Here is a 15,631-nt window from a genome sequence, read left to right as displayed (position 1 = left end):
CTGTATGATCTCTCTTTACATAAGCTAAAAAGCCGTGGCTTCCTACATCGTCTGTAGAGAACCACGGCTTTTTGTTATTCATACGTTCCTAAACTCATACGTTCATTTTACTGCCCGCCATCCCGATACTGCTCTGCTTTCTCACGCATCCCGGCGGCTACCGCCTCTTCGGTGTTCAGCCCCTTATCCGCCGCATAGGCGCGAATGTCCTGCGTGATCCGCATACTGCAAAACTTGGGGCCGCACATCGAGCAAAAGTGTGCTTCCTTGGCGCCCTCTGCCGGTAGCGTTTCATCATGGTAGGACAAAGCTCGCTCAGGGTCGAGCGAGAGATTGAATTGGTCGCGCCAGCGGAACTCAAAGCGTGCCTTGGACAAAGCATCATCCCGCTGCTGCGCCCGTGGATGCCCCTTCGCCAAGTCGGCAGCATGTGCCGCAATTTTGTAGGTAATGACACCCTCGCGGACATCATCCTTGTTCGGCAGACCCAAATGCTCCTTCGGCGTAACATAGCACAGCATAGACGTCCCGAACCAACCGATCATCGCCGCCCCGATGGCTGAGGTAATATGATCATATCCGGGCGCAATATCCGTCGTGAGCGGTCCCAAGGTATAAAAAGGAGCTTCCTTACAAATCTCCATTTGTAAGTCCACATTCTCCTTGATTTTGTGCATAGGGACATGTCCCGGCCCTTCAATCATGACCTGGACATCATGCTTCCATGCGATTTGCGTTAGCTCGCCCAACGTTTCCAGCTCTGCAAACTGTGCTTCATCATTCGCATCATAAATACTACCCGGACGCAGTCCATCCCCGAGAGAAAAGGCCACATCATAGGCTTTCATAATTTCGCAAATTTCATCAAAATGCGTATACAAAAAGTTTTCCTGATGGTGCGCAAGGCACCAGGCTGCCATGATCGACCCGCCCCGGGACACAATTCCCGTCATTCTGCTCGCCGTCATCGGAATATACCGCAGCAACACGCCCGCATGAATCGTAAAATAGTCTACGCCCTGCTCCGCCTGCTCAATCAGCGTATCGCGATACAACTCCCACGTCAGTGCCTCTGCTTCACCGTTCACCTTTTCAAGTGCCTGATACAGCGGTACAGTTCCAATCGGCACCGGGGAATTCCGGATGATCCATTCGCGCGTCGTATGGATATTGCGGCCCGTGGACAGGTCCATAACCGTATCCGAGCCCCAGCGCACAGCCCAGGTCATTTTCTCCACTTCCTCCTCGATGGAGGACGTAACCGCAGAATTACCAATGTTCGCATTGATCTTCACGTGAAAATGACGTCCAATCACCATCGGCTCACTTTCCGGATGATTGATATTCGAAGGCAAAATGGCTCGTCCAGCCGCCAACTCCTGCCGTACAAACTCGGGCTCTACCCCTTCGCGGATAGCCGCAAATTCCATTTCGGGTGTAATGATCCCTTGCCGCGCATAATGCATTTGCGTCACCGTGCGCCCCTGCGAAGCACGAAGCGGACGGTTGGTCACGCCAGGAAATTCAACCGTCTCCCGTTTGGAGCCGGGCTTTAGTCCATTATCCTCCGGCTTGACGGCGCGTCCCTCGTAAGCCTCCACATCGCCCCGTTCCAGTGCCCAAGCTCGCCGTAATGGAGGCAAGCCCTGACGGATATCGACCTGATAGTTTTCATCAGTCATCGGACCGCTCGTATCGTACACTCGCAATGGCTCATGATGCTCCGTACCCTGCGGCGTATGCGTGGGGTGCAGCGCGATTTCACGCTCTGGCACGGCAATGTCCGGCCGTGAACCTTGAATATATACCTTGCGGCTCCCCGGAAAGGGCTTTACCCCACCGGCTTGCTCCGCGTTTGTCTTCTCTGCTTCTACTTCCCTTGTTCCTGTCAACCTTACTTCTGCTGATTTTACTTCTGTTCCTTTTGTTCCTTCTGTTTCTGTCGGTTTCATTGTCCATTCCTCCCGTTTCGTTGAAATGACACACCGATCCGGAAACCATTCTGAGGGTGGCTGATCTATGCAAAAAAGCCGGTTCCCCAGGGAACCGGCTAATCTAACGAGGCAGCTATCCAGACAGTGCGCACGTGGAATAATCATATTCCAATGCGCTACCGTAGACAGCAGCTGCGTATACATTTCAATGGCCGATTACTTCCCTACGCTGGTATGATCCAGATCAGGTGCAAAGGGTCCGGAATCTTGCACGATTCCATCTCAGCCCGGCATTACAGGCTCCCCCAGTAACTGTGATACTTCTATTCACATGAGGCGGCTATAACAGTCATCCCGCCATCCTTATCAGACTACTTTAAATTTATTGCTTTGGCAACCCTTCTATGCTCCCTTTTACCAAGGAGGCGCTCCAAATCACTCTGATTGCTTCAACTTTATTCATTCCTGTTACGGAAGCATAAGCCCCATTTCCTTCGCCGCTTCGATCAAAATCGGAGCAAAATCATGAAGCGTCTCCGGCGCAAGTCGGCTGACCGGACCGGATACAGATAAAGCCGCAGCGACCTGTCCCTTCCGGTTCACAATAGGCGCGGCCACAGCAGCAGCTCCTGGCTCCCGTTCTTCATAGCTGGTCGCATAGCCCTTCTCGCGAATGTCCTGTAACTGGGCTTTATAGACCTCGGGGTCTACCGAGGGCGGCCATTCATCCCCGCTTAGCAGGGCTTCCAGCTCCTGCGGCGGCATAAAGGCCGCCAGCACCTTGCTGGAGGCCCCCACAGCCAGCGGCATACGCGCACCCACAGGCGCAACCCTGCGGATCGCCTGATTGCTCTGCACGGCTTGTATGCGAATACGCATACTGCCGTCCCGTAAGTACAAGCTGACCGTCTCGCCCAGACGATCACGTAGTCCTTCCATTGCAGGCTGTAACAACACCGCCGGCTCGTCGCTTTGGGACAGATGTGTGGAAAGCTCCCATATGCGGAAGCCAAGCCGATATTTTTCCGTTTCAGCATTTCGAACGACAAAGCCCCGATCCTCCAACGTAGTCAGCAGCCGATGAACAGTGCTTTTATGTAGACTAATTCTGGAGGCAATCTCCGTCAGGCCAAGATCCGAATCTGCGGTAAAACACAGCAGTATATCAAGTGCACGCTCTACAGCGCGAACGGTTAATTTACGGTCTTCCATCGTGAACCGCTCCTCTTGTATCCATATTCGTTTCACACTATGAAACATGGTTACATAAATTATATAGAATAGTCGCGGCTACTGTAAACCGATGTTTTTGTGACAACCATATTACAGAACGAGAACAAACATCGACAATTCTTTGCATCATTTTTACTTTTCCGGTTCGGGCGTTGACTTTGGATAATACCCATCATACGATAATAGGTATCTATATGGATATACACTACCATTTTCAAGTGGAATTATACCTAAATTCTATGAAACGAAGATCAATTTTATATAAGGAGGCTCTTACATGATTTCGACATCCCAGCGCAACTCTCAGCTACAGACCGCTGTTCAGGAGCCGTCCACCCCACTCTTTAATCCCCGTCTGCTGCGGTTCAAGCACGTTGTGATTGCTCTGCTGCTGTCGGTCGTCTTTTTTCTGTTGTTTTGTTTTATTGCCCTGCATGCTTACATCGCATGGGTGCTTACGAATCCCACCGTCGCACCGTTGTACTCTAATCCGATGCAGGCCAAAAGCATGCCTTATGAGGAAGTCAGCTTCCCTGCCAAGGATGGTAGTCGCATGGTACAAGGCTGGTATATCCCGGCGGATCAATCGCGGAAAACGATTATTTTCAGTCATGGTTACGGGGCTAACCGCGAAGAAAGCTGGATTCCAATGTATGATCTGGCGCATTATGCCCACCGTTTGAACTTTAATGTGGTCATGTTTGATTACGGATTCGCGTCACAAAACAGCAAAGCAGTCGCAACCGGAGGTAAGGCGGAATCCCAGCAGCTTCTCGGGGCGATCCAGCTTGCGAAGCAACGCGGCTCGTCGGAAATTATCGTATGGGGCTTCTCCATGGGGGCAGGCACCGCTCTTCAGGCGGGCTTGCAAACCAAGGATGTGGACGCGATGATTTTGGACAGCACCTTCCTGCTGGAACCGGATACGCTGTACCATAACATTCACAATCAAATTAATCTGCCACGACATCCTTCTTTGGAAATTCTGGAGTTGCTGTTTCCGGTCTTGAACGGCACCAGCTTGCATCAGATTCCATATCAGGAGGTTAAAAAGGAGAACTATCCGTTCCCGATCATGTTTGTGCATGGTACACAGGATGAAAAGGCTCCTTATCCCATTGCGGAAAAGCTCGCTGCCAATCAGACCAACCCGCTTTCCAGTGTATGGATTGTCAAAAACGGGATACATGAGCTTATTTTCAGAGAGCACCCCCGTGAGTATTTGCGGCGGGTATCGACGTTTCTAAGCAGTGTGCAGGAGCTGGAGGACAAGAAAACCATCGCTGATGCCCATAAACAAACGACTACGAAGTAAGGAATTTATTTTTGAAAAGCTGTATTCTATTCTTCGTCTTGAAGAAGCCTGCCTATGGACACTTAACCCGTGCCGTAGCCAGGCTTCTTTTTTGTTTCCCGTGGGTATTCATTGTTCTGCGTAACAGTTATGACCTGATTGAAGGAGTTTATAGACATATATCCGATGAGACAGCGAATATACTGGGTACGTATGCATCCGGGGCAGATCTGCTAGATCCACCGGGTAGCCATAGTGGGACGGGAGGTAAAAATGATGCTGAGTACTTATGGGTCTTTCCTGCCCTTACGTGTGCTGGAGGAAATTCGGCATTGGAAGCAGCAGGAAAGTTGGCATGTGGAAGTGATTAAGTCCGCTACTGAGGGGCTGGAGCCTGCATATGTGCAGTTGCTGGATGATTGGCGAACTATATTCGAACAGACGGAACGCACCGCCATAGAGTTGCTTGAGGAGCAACGGAGCGCACTCGATCCGGCAGATCAGGCATGGCATCATCAATGGAAACAAAAGTCGGGTGCTCCACAAGCACATACACACCAGCTAGCAGAACAATCAGAACATACAAGGGGATCAGATGCATCATCATCTGGAGAGATACTATTGTCAGAGTCAGCCTTGAACTCGCAGCCGGCCTCACAAGAATTAAATCGTCGATTGGACGATTTGCTGCAAACCGCAAACCGTCAGTCACAGGAGTATGTACGGCAGCTCAGTCTGCTGACCGAGCACAGTCATGCGTTGCGTCAGCAGCCAAAATCCGCCGGAGTTGTATTACATGCGGCGCATGAAAGCCAATATTTCCTGATCTCGACTACCCCCTTCCAAGAGCCCGGCTCCATCGCGCGGGCCGCTAGGTTGTATCATGTAGCGGCAGAGGGTGAGGATTACCCGGAGGAAGCGTTGCGAGAGCGGCAGGCGGGCATAAGGGGAGAAGGTACATGGGCGACTAAGGGCGTCCAGTCCGGCCAGACGCAACCTTCGGCAACGGAAAAAACCTCACCCGGCCGCCCTGTTCCTATTGGTGGACATCGGCTACCGCCACTCCCTTACCCCTATAATGCACTTGAACCGTACATTGATGAAAAAACGATGCGTATTCACCATAACAAGCATCATTTGAGCTATGTGAATGACCTGAATAAAGCGGAAAAGAAGCTGGAAGAAGCCCGAAAAACAGGTGATTTTGACCTCGTAAAGCATTGGGAACGAGAACTGGCATTTAACGGTGCAGGTCATTATCTGCATACTCTTTTTTGGACGATCATGAGTCCTCAAGGCGGTGGAAACCCAAGTGGGCCGCTGGCTGAACAGATTAAAAAGGATTTTGGCAGCTACGATGCATTCAAAAAGCATTTCAGTTCGGCGGCCGAGAAGGTTGAGGGCGGCGGCTGGGCGATCCTGGTGTGGAGTCCGCGCGCGGGACGGCTTGAAATTTTGCAGGCCGAAAAGCACCAGAATCTGACTCAGTGGGAGTCCATTCCGCTGCTGGCGATTGATGTGTGGGAACACGCATATTACTTAAAGCATCAGGCCGAACGCAACAAATATATCGAAGACTGGTGGCATGTCGTCAACTGGCCAGAGGTCGAAGAACGCTATACCCAAGCCTCTAAACTGAGATGGCAGCCATTCTAAGCTAAAGATAAAACTACACCTGCAAATCATATCGCTCTCTGAGTGCTGCCATTTGCTCGGTCAATCCTTCTGGCTGTACCAGCCAGCCATCGGCAGGCAAAATGGCAGCCCGGTTCTCGACGACACGGCGCAGAGATGCCGTGTACGCCTCGACAGACGGCACTCCAGCCAGCTCTGCCAGGCTACCCATCGTTGTCGGATTCACCCGGGGGTAATCCGACTGCTGCACGCCCGCCGGCGTATCTCCGGCTGCCTCCGTATAAAACTGCTGCACCGCCTGTGCACGCTCTGCACCATTGCCCTCAATCATCACGAAGGCTGTGATGATATACGCCTTGGCTTGACGTCGCTGTGCAATGCCGCAAAACTTGCGGCCCCGGACGCTGACATCGTAATCACCGGGACAGAAAGACCCGGTGATTTCTCCGGTCTGCGCCTCGGCAGACCACGGGGCCAATGCATCGGCAATCAGCCCCGCCATGAGCCGAAAATCCTCATGCAGGCTGATGGCCCGCTGCGGATTCGGCAGGATCAGGGACAGGTTCAGTACCCCCCTGTCCAACATGACGGCTGCTCCGCCCGATGGGCGCACGCATACCGACGTTCCCGCGCTGCGCACTCGCTCCATCGCCTGTGGGGCATAGGGTAGCCTGCGATCCCGGTGACCAATCACAAGCGCTGACGGATGCCGCCATAGATGCAAAATGGGCGCAGCACCTTTCCCTACTTGCCGACAGGCCAGCTCCTCCCAGGCCAGCGGAGACAAAACGTCCTCCTGAGTGGTCGCGAGTGGCGCTTCAAACCATTGCAACTCAGGCAAAGCTGTAATTTTTTCTGTTGATTTATGTACATTATCCATACGTTATCCCCTATCTTAAAAATAACTGTTATCCATAGGTTAATCGTAATTTTTAGGGCAGCTATGCTGCTTTCTCCACCGTCCACCTATCCTGATGTTAACAAAAAAAGGTGGCTACGCCTATGCGTAAACCACCCTTTTTTGTTCATCACATAACCGTCACGCGATGTTCGATCAATCCTTGAGCAGCGACAGGAACTCTGCGCGTTGCGCAGCATCATCGCGAAACGTACCGCGTACCGCAGATGTTACCGTTTTGCTACCAGGCTTTTTGACACCTCTTGCACACATGCACAAGTGTTCGCCTTCCACGACCACCATAACCCCGTGAGCGGAGACCGCTTCATTTAAAATATCAGCGATCTGCGATGTAATACGCTCCTGTACCTGCAATCGGCGGGTCACCGCCTCCACCAGACGGGCAAGCTTGCTCAGTCCTACAATTTTGCCGCTGGGGACATAGCCGATATGCACTTTTCCGAAGAAAGGAGCCATATGGTGCTCACACTGACTGTAATAGACGATATCCTTCACAATCACAAGCTCCTCGTGATTCTCGTCAAATGTCACACCCAGAGCATCCCGAGGATCAACCTCATAACCCGCAAATATTTCCTCATACATGCGCGCTACGCGTGCCGGTGTTTCCAACAACCCTTCACGCTTGGGGTCCTCACCGATCAGTTGTAAAATCTGCTCCACATGGTACTCGATTTTATCCCGGTTATCCGCAGCTTTGCGGTTAATATAATCTTTTACGCCAGCCACAGTAATCCTCCTCTATGCAGCAACCTCATGCGGTATCCGTGCTCACGTTGCTCATTATTTCCGACGGCCCTGATTTTTACGCGGACCAGGCTGATTTTTGGAGAACTGTTGGTTCTTCATCATCTGCTGGGCTTTTTGCATTTGTTTCCCATTCAGGTTGTAACCCATCTGTTTGGCCATTTTTTGCAGCGTTTCAGGGTCGTTTTGCATCTTTTCAAGCTGTTTGCGAAGATAATAAGCACCGATGAAAAATCCCCCGACCAAACCAACAATCAGGGTAATGATCGGAATGACAATATTCCACACCACGAAGTCGTCACCTCTGTATATTTATATGAAACATCTTGAATTACACACGAACCTATCATAGCAAAACATGGGACAGCTAGCAAATCACATTTTGCAAACATATGTCCTCATTCTTTCTCCAAATCCAGCAGCTTCATCTTGACTGGCAAGCCTCCAGCATAACCGACCAAACTTCCGTTTTCACCCGATACCCGATGACATGGAAACAGGATGGGTAACGGATTTTTATTATTTGCTTCCCCAACAGCACGTACCGCCTTTGCTCGGCCGATCGATTCCGCAATATCTTTGTAGGACACACTTTGCCCGTACGGAATATTTTGCAGTGCACGCCATACCTGTTCTTGAAAAGGAGTCCCTCTCAAATCATAGGCTATACTAAATTCCCGTCGTTCTCCCGCAAAATATTCACGCAGTTGATCTGCGGCTTCGCGCAGTTTGTCAGGTTCCTGCACATAGACATATTCCCCAATCCATGTCCGGGCCCATTGCTGAAGCAGTGCTTCCCTCGCATGAAAAACGCCATAGTCTATTCGGCACAGCCCCCGATCTGTAGCGCACAGCGTCAAAGTGCCCACAGGTGTCTCCATTTCATCATAATAAATCGTAGTTGGACCCTGCGAGTCCTCGATCATTAATTCAGAATCCTTTTGCTGTTCTGCCTGCTTTTGTTCCTCCAGTTTGGAATGCGCTTGTGCGATCATTTCGCGTACTTGCTCATGTTGTTCCTTCTCTGATGCTTGCTTGATCGCTGTCATAGCGTTTTCCCCTCCTATTCGACTCAAAGCCCACGCCGCCGTGCCTCTAAGCTCAGGACGCGGATCATCCAATAAAACCTCCGTTAATTTGGGCACCGCGCTGATATCCTTGAAATTGCCGAGTCCAATGACCGCATTGCGTTGAATCGGCTTCTTCCCCCGCCAAGCCGCCGCACTTTGACCAAATCGGTCTTTGAATTCACGATTGCTCAAATCCAGTAACGGCAGCAGCAACGGCTTCACAATTTCGGGATCGGGTGTAAGCTCCGGATGATGATCCCAGTTAAGGCCTCGATTTTTGGGACATACGATTTGGCACGTATCACATCCATACAGCCGATTCCCTATTTTCAGCATAAACTCCTCATCCAGAAAGCCCTTGGTTTGCGTCAAAAAGGACACACACCGCTGGGCATTCAGCTGCCCCGGACCCACAAGCGCGCCCGTAGGACACGCGTCCAAACATTTGGTGCACTCCCCGCAACCATCCGTTACCGGTTCATCTGGCTGAAAAGGAATGTTCGTCAACAGCTCACCTAGATAAATCCAGGATCCCAGCGTCGGTGAAATCATCATCGTATTTTTGCCACTAAAGCCAATGCCTGCGCGTTCCGCAACAGCTCGATCCGACAGTTCCCCGGTATCCACCATGTTTTTCAACATTGCATCAGGCACTCGCTCACTGATAAAAGCCTCAAGCTTTTCCATCGCTTCGCGCAGTACCAGATGATAATCTTTCCCCCAGGCTGAACGCGCCAAAATACCACGGTACTTGCCCTTGTCCGACTTCGGCGGGTCCTTCATTTTGGAAGGATACGCCACCGCAATGGCAATCAAAGATGCTGGCTGTGAGCCATACAGCTCCGGGTAGATCCGCTTATCAATATCCGGCTCCTCAAAACCAGATTCATAGCCTTTAGCCCGATGCTCTTCCAATATAGCTTTCAGAGACAGAAAGGGGTCGGCGGATGCGAACCCGATGGAGTCGATACCCAGCCCTGGAGCCGCCTCAATAATTTCCTGCTTGAGCGAAGCCCAAGTCGAAGCGGTTCCGGCAGCCGCCCGAGTCAGTCCGCGTTGCATCCGATACTCACCTCTCTTCCACTTTTTATCATTACAGATATGAGGATTTGCAAAATTCTCATATCTCAAATTTCAACAGAAAATAGCAGCAGATGCTACCGTAAATTTTTAACAGCACTGGTCGCCAGAAAATCACAGCGATTATTCAGTTCATTGTCACTGTGCCCTTTAACCTTCACATATTCAACTTCATGCTTACCCATCAGTTCCCACAGTTCTTCCCATAGTTCCTTGTTCTCCACTGGCTGATTTTTACTGTTGCGCCAGCCATTACGAAGCCAATTTTTAATCCAGCCCTGTTTGAAGCAATTGACGACATAGGCAGAGTCACTGTGTACTTTCACATGGCAAGGCTCCTTGAGCAGCTTCAGTGCTTCAATCACAGACTTGATCTCCATTCGATTGTTTGTCGTCATTTTCTCGGCACCTGACAGCTCCTTACGATGCTCTCCATACAGCAAAACGATCCCCCAGCCCCCAGGCCCCGGGTTTCCCGAGCAAGCGCCATCGGTATATACCATCACTTCTTTCATATTTCTCTTCCTTTCCTGATCGGTAACCGCCTGATCCGTCATGGTCCTGATCGGTTCGCACGTGTTCCGCATTGATTTCAGACTATAGTTGCTCTATAGCCACTTCCATTCAGATATCGGCCAAAATATAAACTCTGCACGCCCCAGTAAATCTTGAGATTTAATGCTGCCAAAATAGCGGCTATCCTTGCTTGCAGCAGTATGGCGGTTATCTCCCATGACAAAAAAGTGCTCCGGCTCCACCGTAAAAGGACCGTAATCACCATCCTCCACGTCCGAGTTGGTGTAAGGTTCATTTAGCAGCTTACCGTTCACATACAAATGATTATGCTCAACCCGGATTACATCTCCGGGAATACCTATTACTCTTTTCACTAAAAATCTTGGGCTGGATAGCTTGGAATCGGGATCTTTTAAAATCACAATGTCCCCCCTGCCCGGATCATGAAAATTATAAACCAGCTTGTTAACGAACAAATGCTGGCTTTCCATTAGCGTCGGCTGCATCGAATGTCCTCTAACCGTGGACAAATTAAACACGAACAGGTTCAGAAGCAGCAAGACGACCATCGCGATCAAAAGAGTGATTAACCAATCGCGTATGTAACCCCAGCGACCTGCTTGTTTGGACGTTTCCGGAGAAGGAAGCGGGCCTGACGAAGGAGTCAAAGCGTCCATAATTAACCTCCTCAACCCTGTTATAAATAGAAAAGCATATCCCGTACCCGATTGCAACGGTTACTCAGATATGCTCTAAATGTAAATATTATACTTAGTGATATTCAATTCTCTTTATATCGATTGCCGATTAATGTGGCGCCAAGATACTCAGCTTCTGAAAAGCCTGTAAAATCTGGCTTGCTCCGTAACCCATCGCTTCGTACAAAGGCATGGCCGCGCTGTTATGCTTGTCCCCTGCTACCCAAATACGGCTAACTTTACGTTGCTGAAAACGCTGCTCCATGGACTCTACAAGCGATTTGCCGATTCCCATCCGACGATGATCCGGGTGAATAGCAATACGATAATAACAACCATGATTCTGATCAATCGTGCCGATCAGGGCACCAACGATCTCTCCCTCTTCTTCTGCAACGACGATCAAACCGGAATCCCACGAAAGCTGACGGGCAAAAGCACCCACCGTCTCTTTGTAGCACTCCTCTGACAAGGCAATTTGCATGAGTTCCGTTACTGAATTCACATCACTTAATTGAAAGGAACGAACGTGCATAAGTAATATCTCCCTTTTCGTAAGCATAATAAAAAAATTGAGACAGCACCGTCATTTTTACATAAATCCTTAAAGTTCTTATCATGGTGTTAATCACTAGGCATTATGATAAAAATGCATACGATCTGCTATATATGAAATGAAGAACAGGAAAAGGGTGTGTGCCCTCAAGTTCGTCATGTCATAGACATGACAGAATATAGCAGACGACAAAAAAGCCGAAATTTCTGCTTCCTTGACCATTAAACCATACTTTTAGACGGAATACATCCCTTTTTCTCATGTAAGCGCTGTATATGAAGCGTTTACATTTCAGGAGCTCATATTTGCCTCTTATTACCTATGTATTGTGTATTCCAATCGGGTTTTTGGACATGCTAGCTACCAGGCCGTATTTCCCAGTTTGCTATTTTACAAACAAAAATGTTGATAAAATAGGCTGAATGCGGTTTAATATAACTATCGAGGGTATTATTACATAGGAACACTTACCCAACCATATAACCAGGAGGGATTTTACTATGGCATTTCAATTACCAGAACTTCCTTACGCAAAAGACGCACTGGAACCGCACATTGATGCACTGACAGTAGAAATTCACCATGATCGTCACCATAACACATACGTAACGAACTTAAATGCAGCTCTGGAGAGCGCTCCTGAACTGCAAAGCAAAAGCCTGGAGGATCTGATCTCCAATCTGGACAGCGTACCTGAAAGCATCCGCACTGCGGTTCGCAATAACGGTGGTGGACATCACAACCACAGCCTGTTCTGGGAAGTTATCGGTCCTAACGGCGGCGGACAACCGACAGGTGCTATTGCTGAAGCAATCAGCAACGAGCTGGGTGGCTACGACAAATTTAAAGAAGACTTCACTAAAGCAGCTACAACACGTTTTGGTAGCGGCTGGGCTTGGCTGGTTGTCGGCAAAGACGGCAAACTGGCGATCACTAGCACTCCAAACCAGGATAGCCCACTGTTCGAAGGTCTGACTCCGGTACTTGGACTGGACGTTTGGGAGCATGCTTACTACCTGAAATATCAAAACAAACGCCCAGACTACATTGCAGCATTCTACAATGTTATCAACTGGGATGAAGTAAACAAACGTTACGCGGCTGCGAAGAAATAAGCCAGTAACAACATCTCTATCCTATAATAAAGGGCTGTCTCAAAAGTAGATTTTCTACGAATGAGACAGCCCTTTTGGCATTCCATGGTAAACTGGTGGAGATGTTTCTTAAATACAATCTCTGGAGGTTCATGGATGCAGACTTTTTTTCGTTACAACTGGATGATTCGGGAACAATGGTACCGCTGGTGTGAAGAGGTGCCGCAGGAGGAACTGCTTAAAGAACGGGTCGGCGGGGTTGGCGGCATTCTGAAGACGCTCTTTCATATCGTTGATGTGGAATGGAGCTGGGTTCAAACGATTCAGGGCAAACCCGACTTTCAGGAGGACTTCTCTCGGTATGATACGCTGGACAAAGTCCGCGAACTGGATGCGAAGTTTCGAATCGATGTCGAGCCGTTCGTGCTCTCCTGGCATGAAGGTCTGGAACGAAAAAGGTTTGAAGATCACCTCCCGGACGGCAGGATTGTGATTGATGCCTGGGGCGAGGTGATGCGCCATGTCATTGCCCACCAAATCCACCATATTGGGCAATTGTCCATATGGTCCCGTGAGCTCGGTAAGCCTCCGGTTTCGGCTAATGTAATCGGCAAAGGACTGATTGAGAGTGATTGTGGCGTCGATTAGATTTAAACAGCGTAAATGTATATTCATGTGAACACAGGGCCGTCCTCAGTAGTTTTAACTGCTGAGGACGGCCCCTTTTTCTTTTTGATATGTTTCGCATTAGGTAAGAACTGCTTGCCGCTGCACACTCATCTGATACTGCTTAGGCGTAATGCCATATTCCTTTTTAAATAGACGAATAAAGTAGGAAACGCTCTCCTAATTCAAATCAAAAGCGACCTCCGTTACGTTTCTGTGGTGGAGCCATTGTTTGGCGAGCTGCATCTTTTGATTCGTAATATAGTCAAGTGGAGTTAACTCTTAACAACGAATGATGAATAGGCATCGCCTTTACGTATCGTTATTTTTATGAGATGTCAGGTTGAACGAAAAAAGAACCAAAAAGCTGCTGGGACTTCTCCCAGCAGCTTTCGGGGACCTACACCAAGGTCCCTTTTTGCTTCGCATAATACTCGGTGATCAGATCGAGGAACACCTTGGGGAACGCCAAGGTGGCCATATCCTTCTCGCTGATCCAGCGGTACCCCGCTGGCAGCGCATTGCGCCTGTGCTCCGCATGCTCTGCCAGTGCAATCAACGCCCCCGGCTTCGCTCCGGTGCTGTAGCTTGCCCGCTGCTCGGCAGCCAGCGGTTGTCCGCCCGCCTCCCCGGCAGGGACGGCGACCTCTTCACACTGGAACACACGCAGGTTCCAGTGAATGTGGCTGAACGTGTGCTCCGCCTCACGTACAAACCGCACCGGGCGCGCATGCACGCCCTCTGCTAGCAGATGAGCCGCCAGGTGATCCATGGCTGGCTCATCTGGCACTGGGCCGTTGTAGCCCTCCGGCCCGGCAAGCTCGTGCGGCAGCTCCCACATGCGGGCCAACAGGCCCTTGGCCGGGCGCTGCCGTACGAGCAGGCGGCCGGCGTTCGCGCCGCTGCCCTCAATGAGGGCGACAGAACGTGGCTCCAGCCGAGGCGGCTTCGCCTTGGTCTTGACTGGCAGCGTCTCCTCGCGACCTGCCAACCTGCCCGAGCAATGCTCCATGACCGGGCAGGTCAGACAATGAGGCGACTTCGGCGTGCAGACCAGCGCCCCCAGCTCCATCAGAGCCTGATTAAAATCGGAGGCCCTTCCTTCGGGAATCAGCTCCCGTACCAGACTTTCCATATGCGCCCGCGTGCTGCCCTTCATAATATCCTCTTCAATGAGAAAATAACGCGATAGCACACGCATCACATTCCCGTCCACAGCAGGCTCTGGTCGATTGAAGGCGATACTCATAATCGCCCCCGTCGTATACGGGCCTACTCCTTTCAGTGCAGCGACAGCTTGTGTATCATCCGGCACCTGCCCACCGTGAAGCTCAACTACTTGTTTTGCCGCAGTTTGCAAATTCCGGGCCCGCGAATAATAACCCAGCCCTTCCCACAGCTTAAGCACATCCTCCTCGGGTGCTTCCGCCAGCGCTTCAATTGTAGGAAAACGTGCAATAAAGCGATTAAAATACGGAATGACCGTATCCACACGCGTCTGCTGAAGCATAATTTCCGAGATCCAGATATAAAAAGGATTCCGATGGCGGCGCCACGGCAAATCACGTTTGTTTCGTGTATACCAATTCAACAGTTCAAAGCTGAAATAACGCTTTTGTTCCAATGTATTTGTAGTCATCACATCACGTCTCCTTATATTCGACAATCACAAAAGCAGAGGCAATGTTAGGCTGATGTGTAATACTCAGGTGAATGCTGTAATTCGACTCGCCTGTAGATGGCAATCTCAGTCTATCCCACGCGGACGAAGACAAATAAACGGCTGGCTTCCCCCCAGGTTCCGGTAAAATATCCATATCACCGAATCCTATAATCTGCCCAATTCCGCACCCGAAGGCTTTCGTTATCGCTTCCTTTGCGGCAAAGCGCCCTGCTACGAACTCAGTTAGCCTACCCTTGCGTTCCACAGCAAGCTCACGTTCTGCCGGGGTCAACACCCGATTCAAAAAAGCATCTGCATATTTACCTGCCAAAATATCAGCCATACGGCTTATTTCCAACACATCATGTCCAATTCCGTAGATCATTTGGGTATTCCCCGTCCTTTTATTACTTTACTGGATCTATTGTAACAGTGCGTCCACACCATGGCGAGTCACAAAGGCGTAAAAGCAGCACCAAAATATGTTAAAATAAGAAAGGCTATAAGAAAAGCTATAGGTGATGTT

15 protein-coding genes, 1 pseudogene and 1 riboswitch are annotated in these 15,631 nt (G+C 50.1%); of the genes and pseudogenes, 4 read left to right on the top strand and 12 right to left on the bottom strand.

Annotation, left to right across the window (positions count from 1 at the left end; all coding sequences use genetic code 11):
- Positions 1 to 107 precede the first annotated feature (107 nt).
- A complete protein-coding gene (thiC, locus tag AC6EJC_RS22280; protein WP_444955838.1) occupies positions 108 to 1,952 on the bottom strand; it encodes a phosphomethylpyrimidine synthase ThiC in 1,845 nt (614 codons plus the stop codon).
- 186 nt (positions 1,953 to 2,138) lie between these two features.
- Positions 2,139 to 2,251: riboswitch (TPP riboswitch) on the bottom strand.
- A 151-nt stretch (positions 2,252 to 2,402) separates the two neighbouring features.
- Complete coding sequence (locus AC6EJC_RS22275; protein WP_444955837.1) at positions 2,403 to 3,146, bottom strand: IclR family transcriptional regulator; 744 nt, start codon at positions 3,144 to 3,146, stop codon at positions 2,403 to 2,405.
- Between the two features lie 298 nt (positions 3,147 to 3,444).
- Here AC6EJC_RS22275 and AC6EJC_RS22270 point away from each other — a divergent pair, with 298 nt between their 5' ends.
- Entirely contained in the window at positions 3,445 to 4,482 is a 1,038-nt protein-coding gene (locus tag AC6EJC_RS22270) for an alpha/beta hydrolase (RefSeq protein ID WP_444955836.1), read from the top strand.
- Positions 4,483 to 4,737: 255 nt separating this feature from the next.
- The gene (locus AC6EJC_RS22265) at positions 4,738 to 6,117 is read left to right on the top strand and encodes a Fe-Mn family superoxide dismutase (protein WP_444955875.1); all 1,380 of its coding nucleotides are present in this window, start codon (positions 4,738 to 4,740) and stop codon (positions 6,115 to 6,117) included.
- 13 nt (positions 6,118 to 6,130) lie between these two features.
- Here AC6EJC_RS22265 and AC6EJC_RS22260 read toward each other — a convergent pair whose 3' ends face one another.
- The 7 genes from AC6EJC_RS22260 to AC6EJC_RS22230 form a co-directional block, all read right to left on the bottom strand.
- Positions 6,131 to 6,976, bottom strand: a complete 846-nt coding sequence (locus AC6EJC_RS22260; RefSeq protein WP_444955835.1) for a lipoate--protein ligase family protein — start codon at positions 6,974 to 6,976, stop codon at positions 6,131 to 6,133.
- A 174-nt stretch (positions 6,977 to 7,150) separates the two neighbouring features.
- The gene (gene folE, locus AC6EJC_RS22255) at positions 7,151 to 7,744 is read right to left on the bottom strand and encodes a GTP cyclohydrolase I FolE (protein WP_013308743.1); all 594 of its coding nucleotides are present in this window, start codon (positions 7,742 to 7,744) and stop codon (positions 7,151 to 7,153) included.
- A 54-nt stretch (positions 7,745 to 7,798) separates the two neighbouring features.
- Positions 7,799 to 8,053: a YneF family protein gene (locus tag AC6EJC_RS22250; RefSeq protein WP_444955834.1), complete on the bottom strand. Its 255-nt coding sequence runs from the start codon at positions 8,051 to 8,053 to the stop codon at positions 7,799 to 7,801.
- A gap of 107 nt (positions 8,054 to 8,160) precedes the next feature.
- The gene (queG, locus tag AC6EJC_RS22245; RefSeq protein WP_444955833.1) at positions 8,161 to 9,894 is read right to left on the bottom strand and encodes a tRNA epoxyqueuosine(34) reductase QueG; all 1,734 of its coding nucleotides are present in this window, start codon (positions 9,892 to 9,894) and stop codon (positions 8,161 to 8,163) included.
- A gap of 95 nt (positions 9,895 to 9,989) precedes the next feature.
- Positions 9,990 to 10,427: a ribonuclease HI gene (rnhA, locus tag AC6EJC_RS22240; RefSeq protein ID WP_023986996.1), complete on the bottom strand. Its 438-nt coding sequence runs from the start codon at positions 10,425 to 10,427 to the stop codon at positions 9,990 to 9,992.
- A 93-nt stretch (positions 10,428 to 10,520) separates the two neighbouring features.
- A complete protein-coding gene (gene lepB / locus AC6EJC_RS22235; RefSeq protein ID WP_444955832.1) occupies positions 10,521 to 11,105 on the bottom strand; it encodes a signal peptidase I in 585 nt (194 codons plus the stop codon).
- 130 nt (positions 11,106 to 11,235) lie between these two features.
- Positions 11,236 to 11,661, bottom strand: coding sequence for a GNAT family N-acetyltransferase (locus AC6EJC_RS22230; RefSeq protein ID WP_013369410.1), 426 nt, complete (start codon positions 11,659 to 11,661; stop codon positions 11,236 to 11,238).
- A gap of 521 nt (positions 11,662 to 12,182) precedes the next feature.
- Here AC6EJC_RS22230 and AC6EJC_RS22225 point away from each other — a divergent pair.
- Both AC6EJC_RS22225 and AC6EJC_RS22220 read left to right on the top strand, forming a co-directional pair.
- The gene (locus AC6EJC_RS22225) at positions 12,183 to 12,797 is read left to right on the top strand and encodes a superoxide dismutase (RefSeq protein WP_226003260.1); all 615 of its coding nucleotides are present in this window, start codon (positions 12,183 to 12,185) and stop codon (positions 12,795 to 12,797) included.
- Positions 12,798 to 12,932: 135 nt separating this feature from the next.
- Positions 12,933 to 13,424: a DinB family protein gene (locus AC6EJC_RS22220; RefSeq protein WP_444955831.1), complete on the top strand. Its 492-nt coding sequence runs from the start codon at positions 12,933 to 12,935 to the stop codon at positions 13,422 to 13,424.
- Between the two features lie 99 nt (positions 13,425 to 13,523).
- Here AC6EJC_RS22220 and AC6EJC_RS22215 read toward each other — a convergent pair.
- From AC6EJC_RS22215 to acpS, 3 genes and pseudogenes are all read right to left on the bottom strand, one after another.
- A pseudogene (locus tag AC6EJC_RS22215) lies at positions 13,524 to 13,616 on the bottom strand (AraC family transcriptional regulator); the annotation flags it as partial.
- 226 nt (positions 13,617 to 13,842) lie between these two features.
- Positions 13,843 to 15,081 (bottom strand): A/G-specific adenine glycosylase, encoded by a 1,239-nt coding sequence (gene mutY / locus AC6EJC_RS22210; RefSeq protein ID WP_444955830.1) that lies wholly within the window; start codon positions 15,079 to 15,081, stop codon positions 13,843 to 13,845.
- Between the two features lie 4 nt (positions 15,082 to 15,085).
- A complete protein-coding gene (acpS, locus tag AC6EJC_RS22205; protein WP_444955829.1) occupies positions 15,086 to 15,490 on the bottom strand; it encodes a holo-ACP synthase in 405 nt (134 codons plus the stop codon).
- Between the last annotated feature and the right edge of the window lie 141 nt (positions 15,491 to 15,631).

The organism is Paenibacillus sp. TY11, from assembly GCF_059772165.1.
Note: the sequence above shows the minus strand (reverse complement) of the source record. Positions and strands in the feature narration are given on the sequence as shown.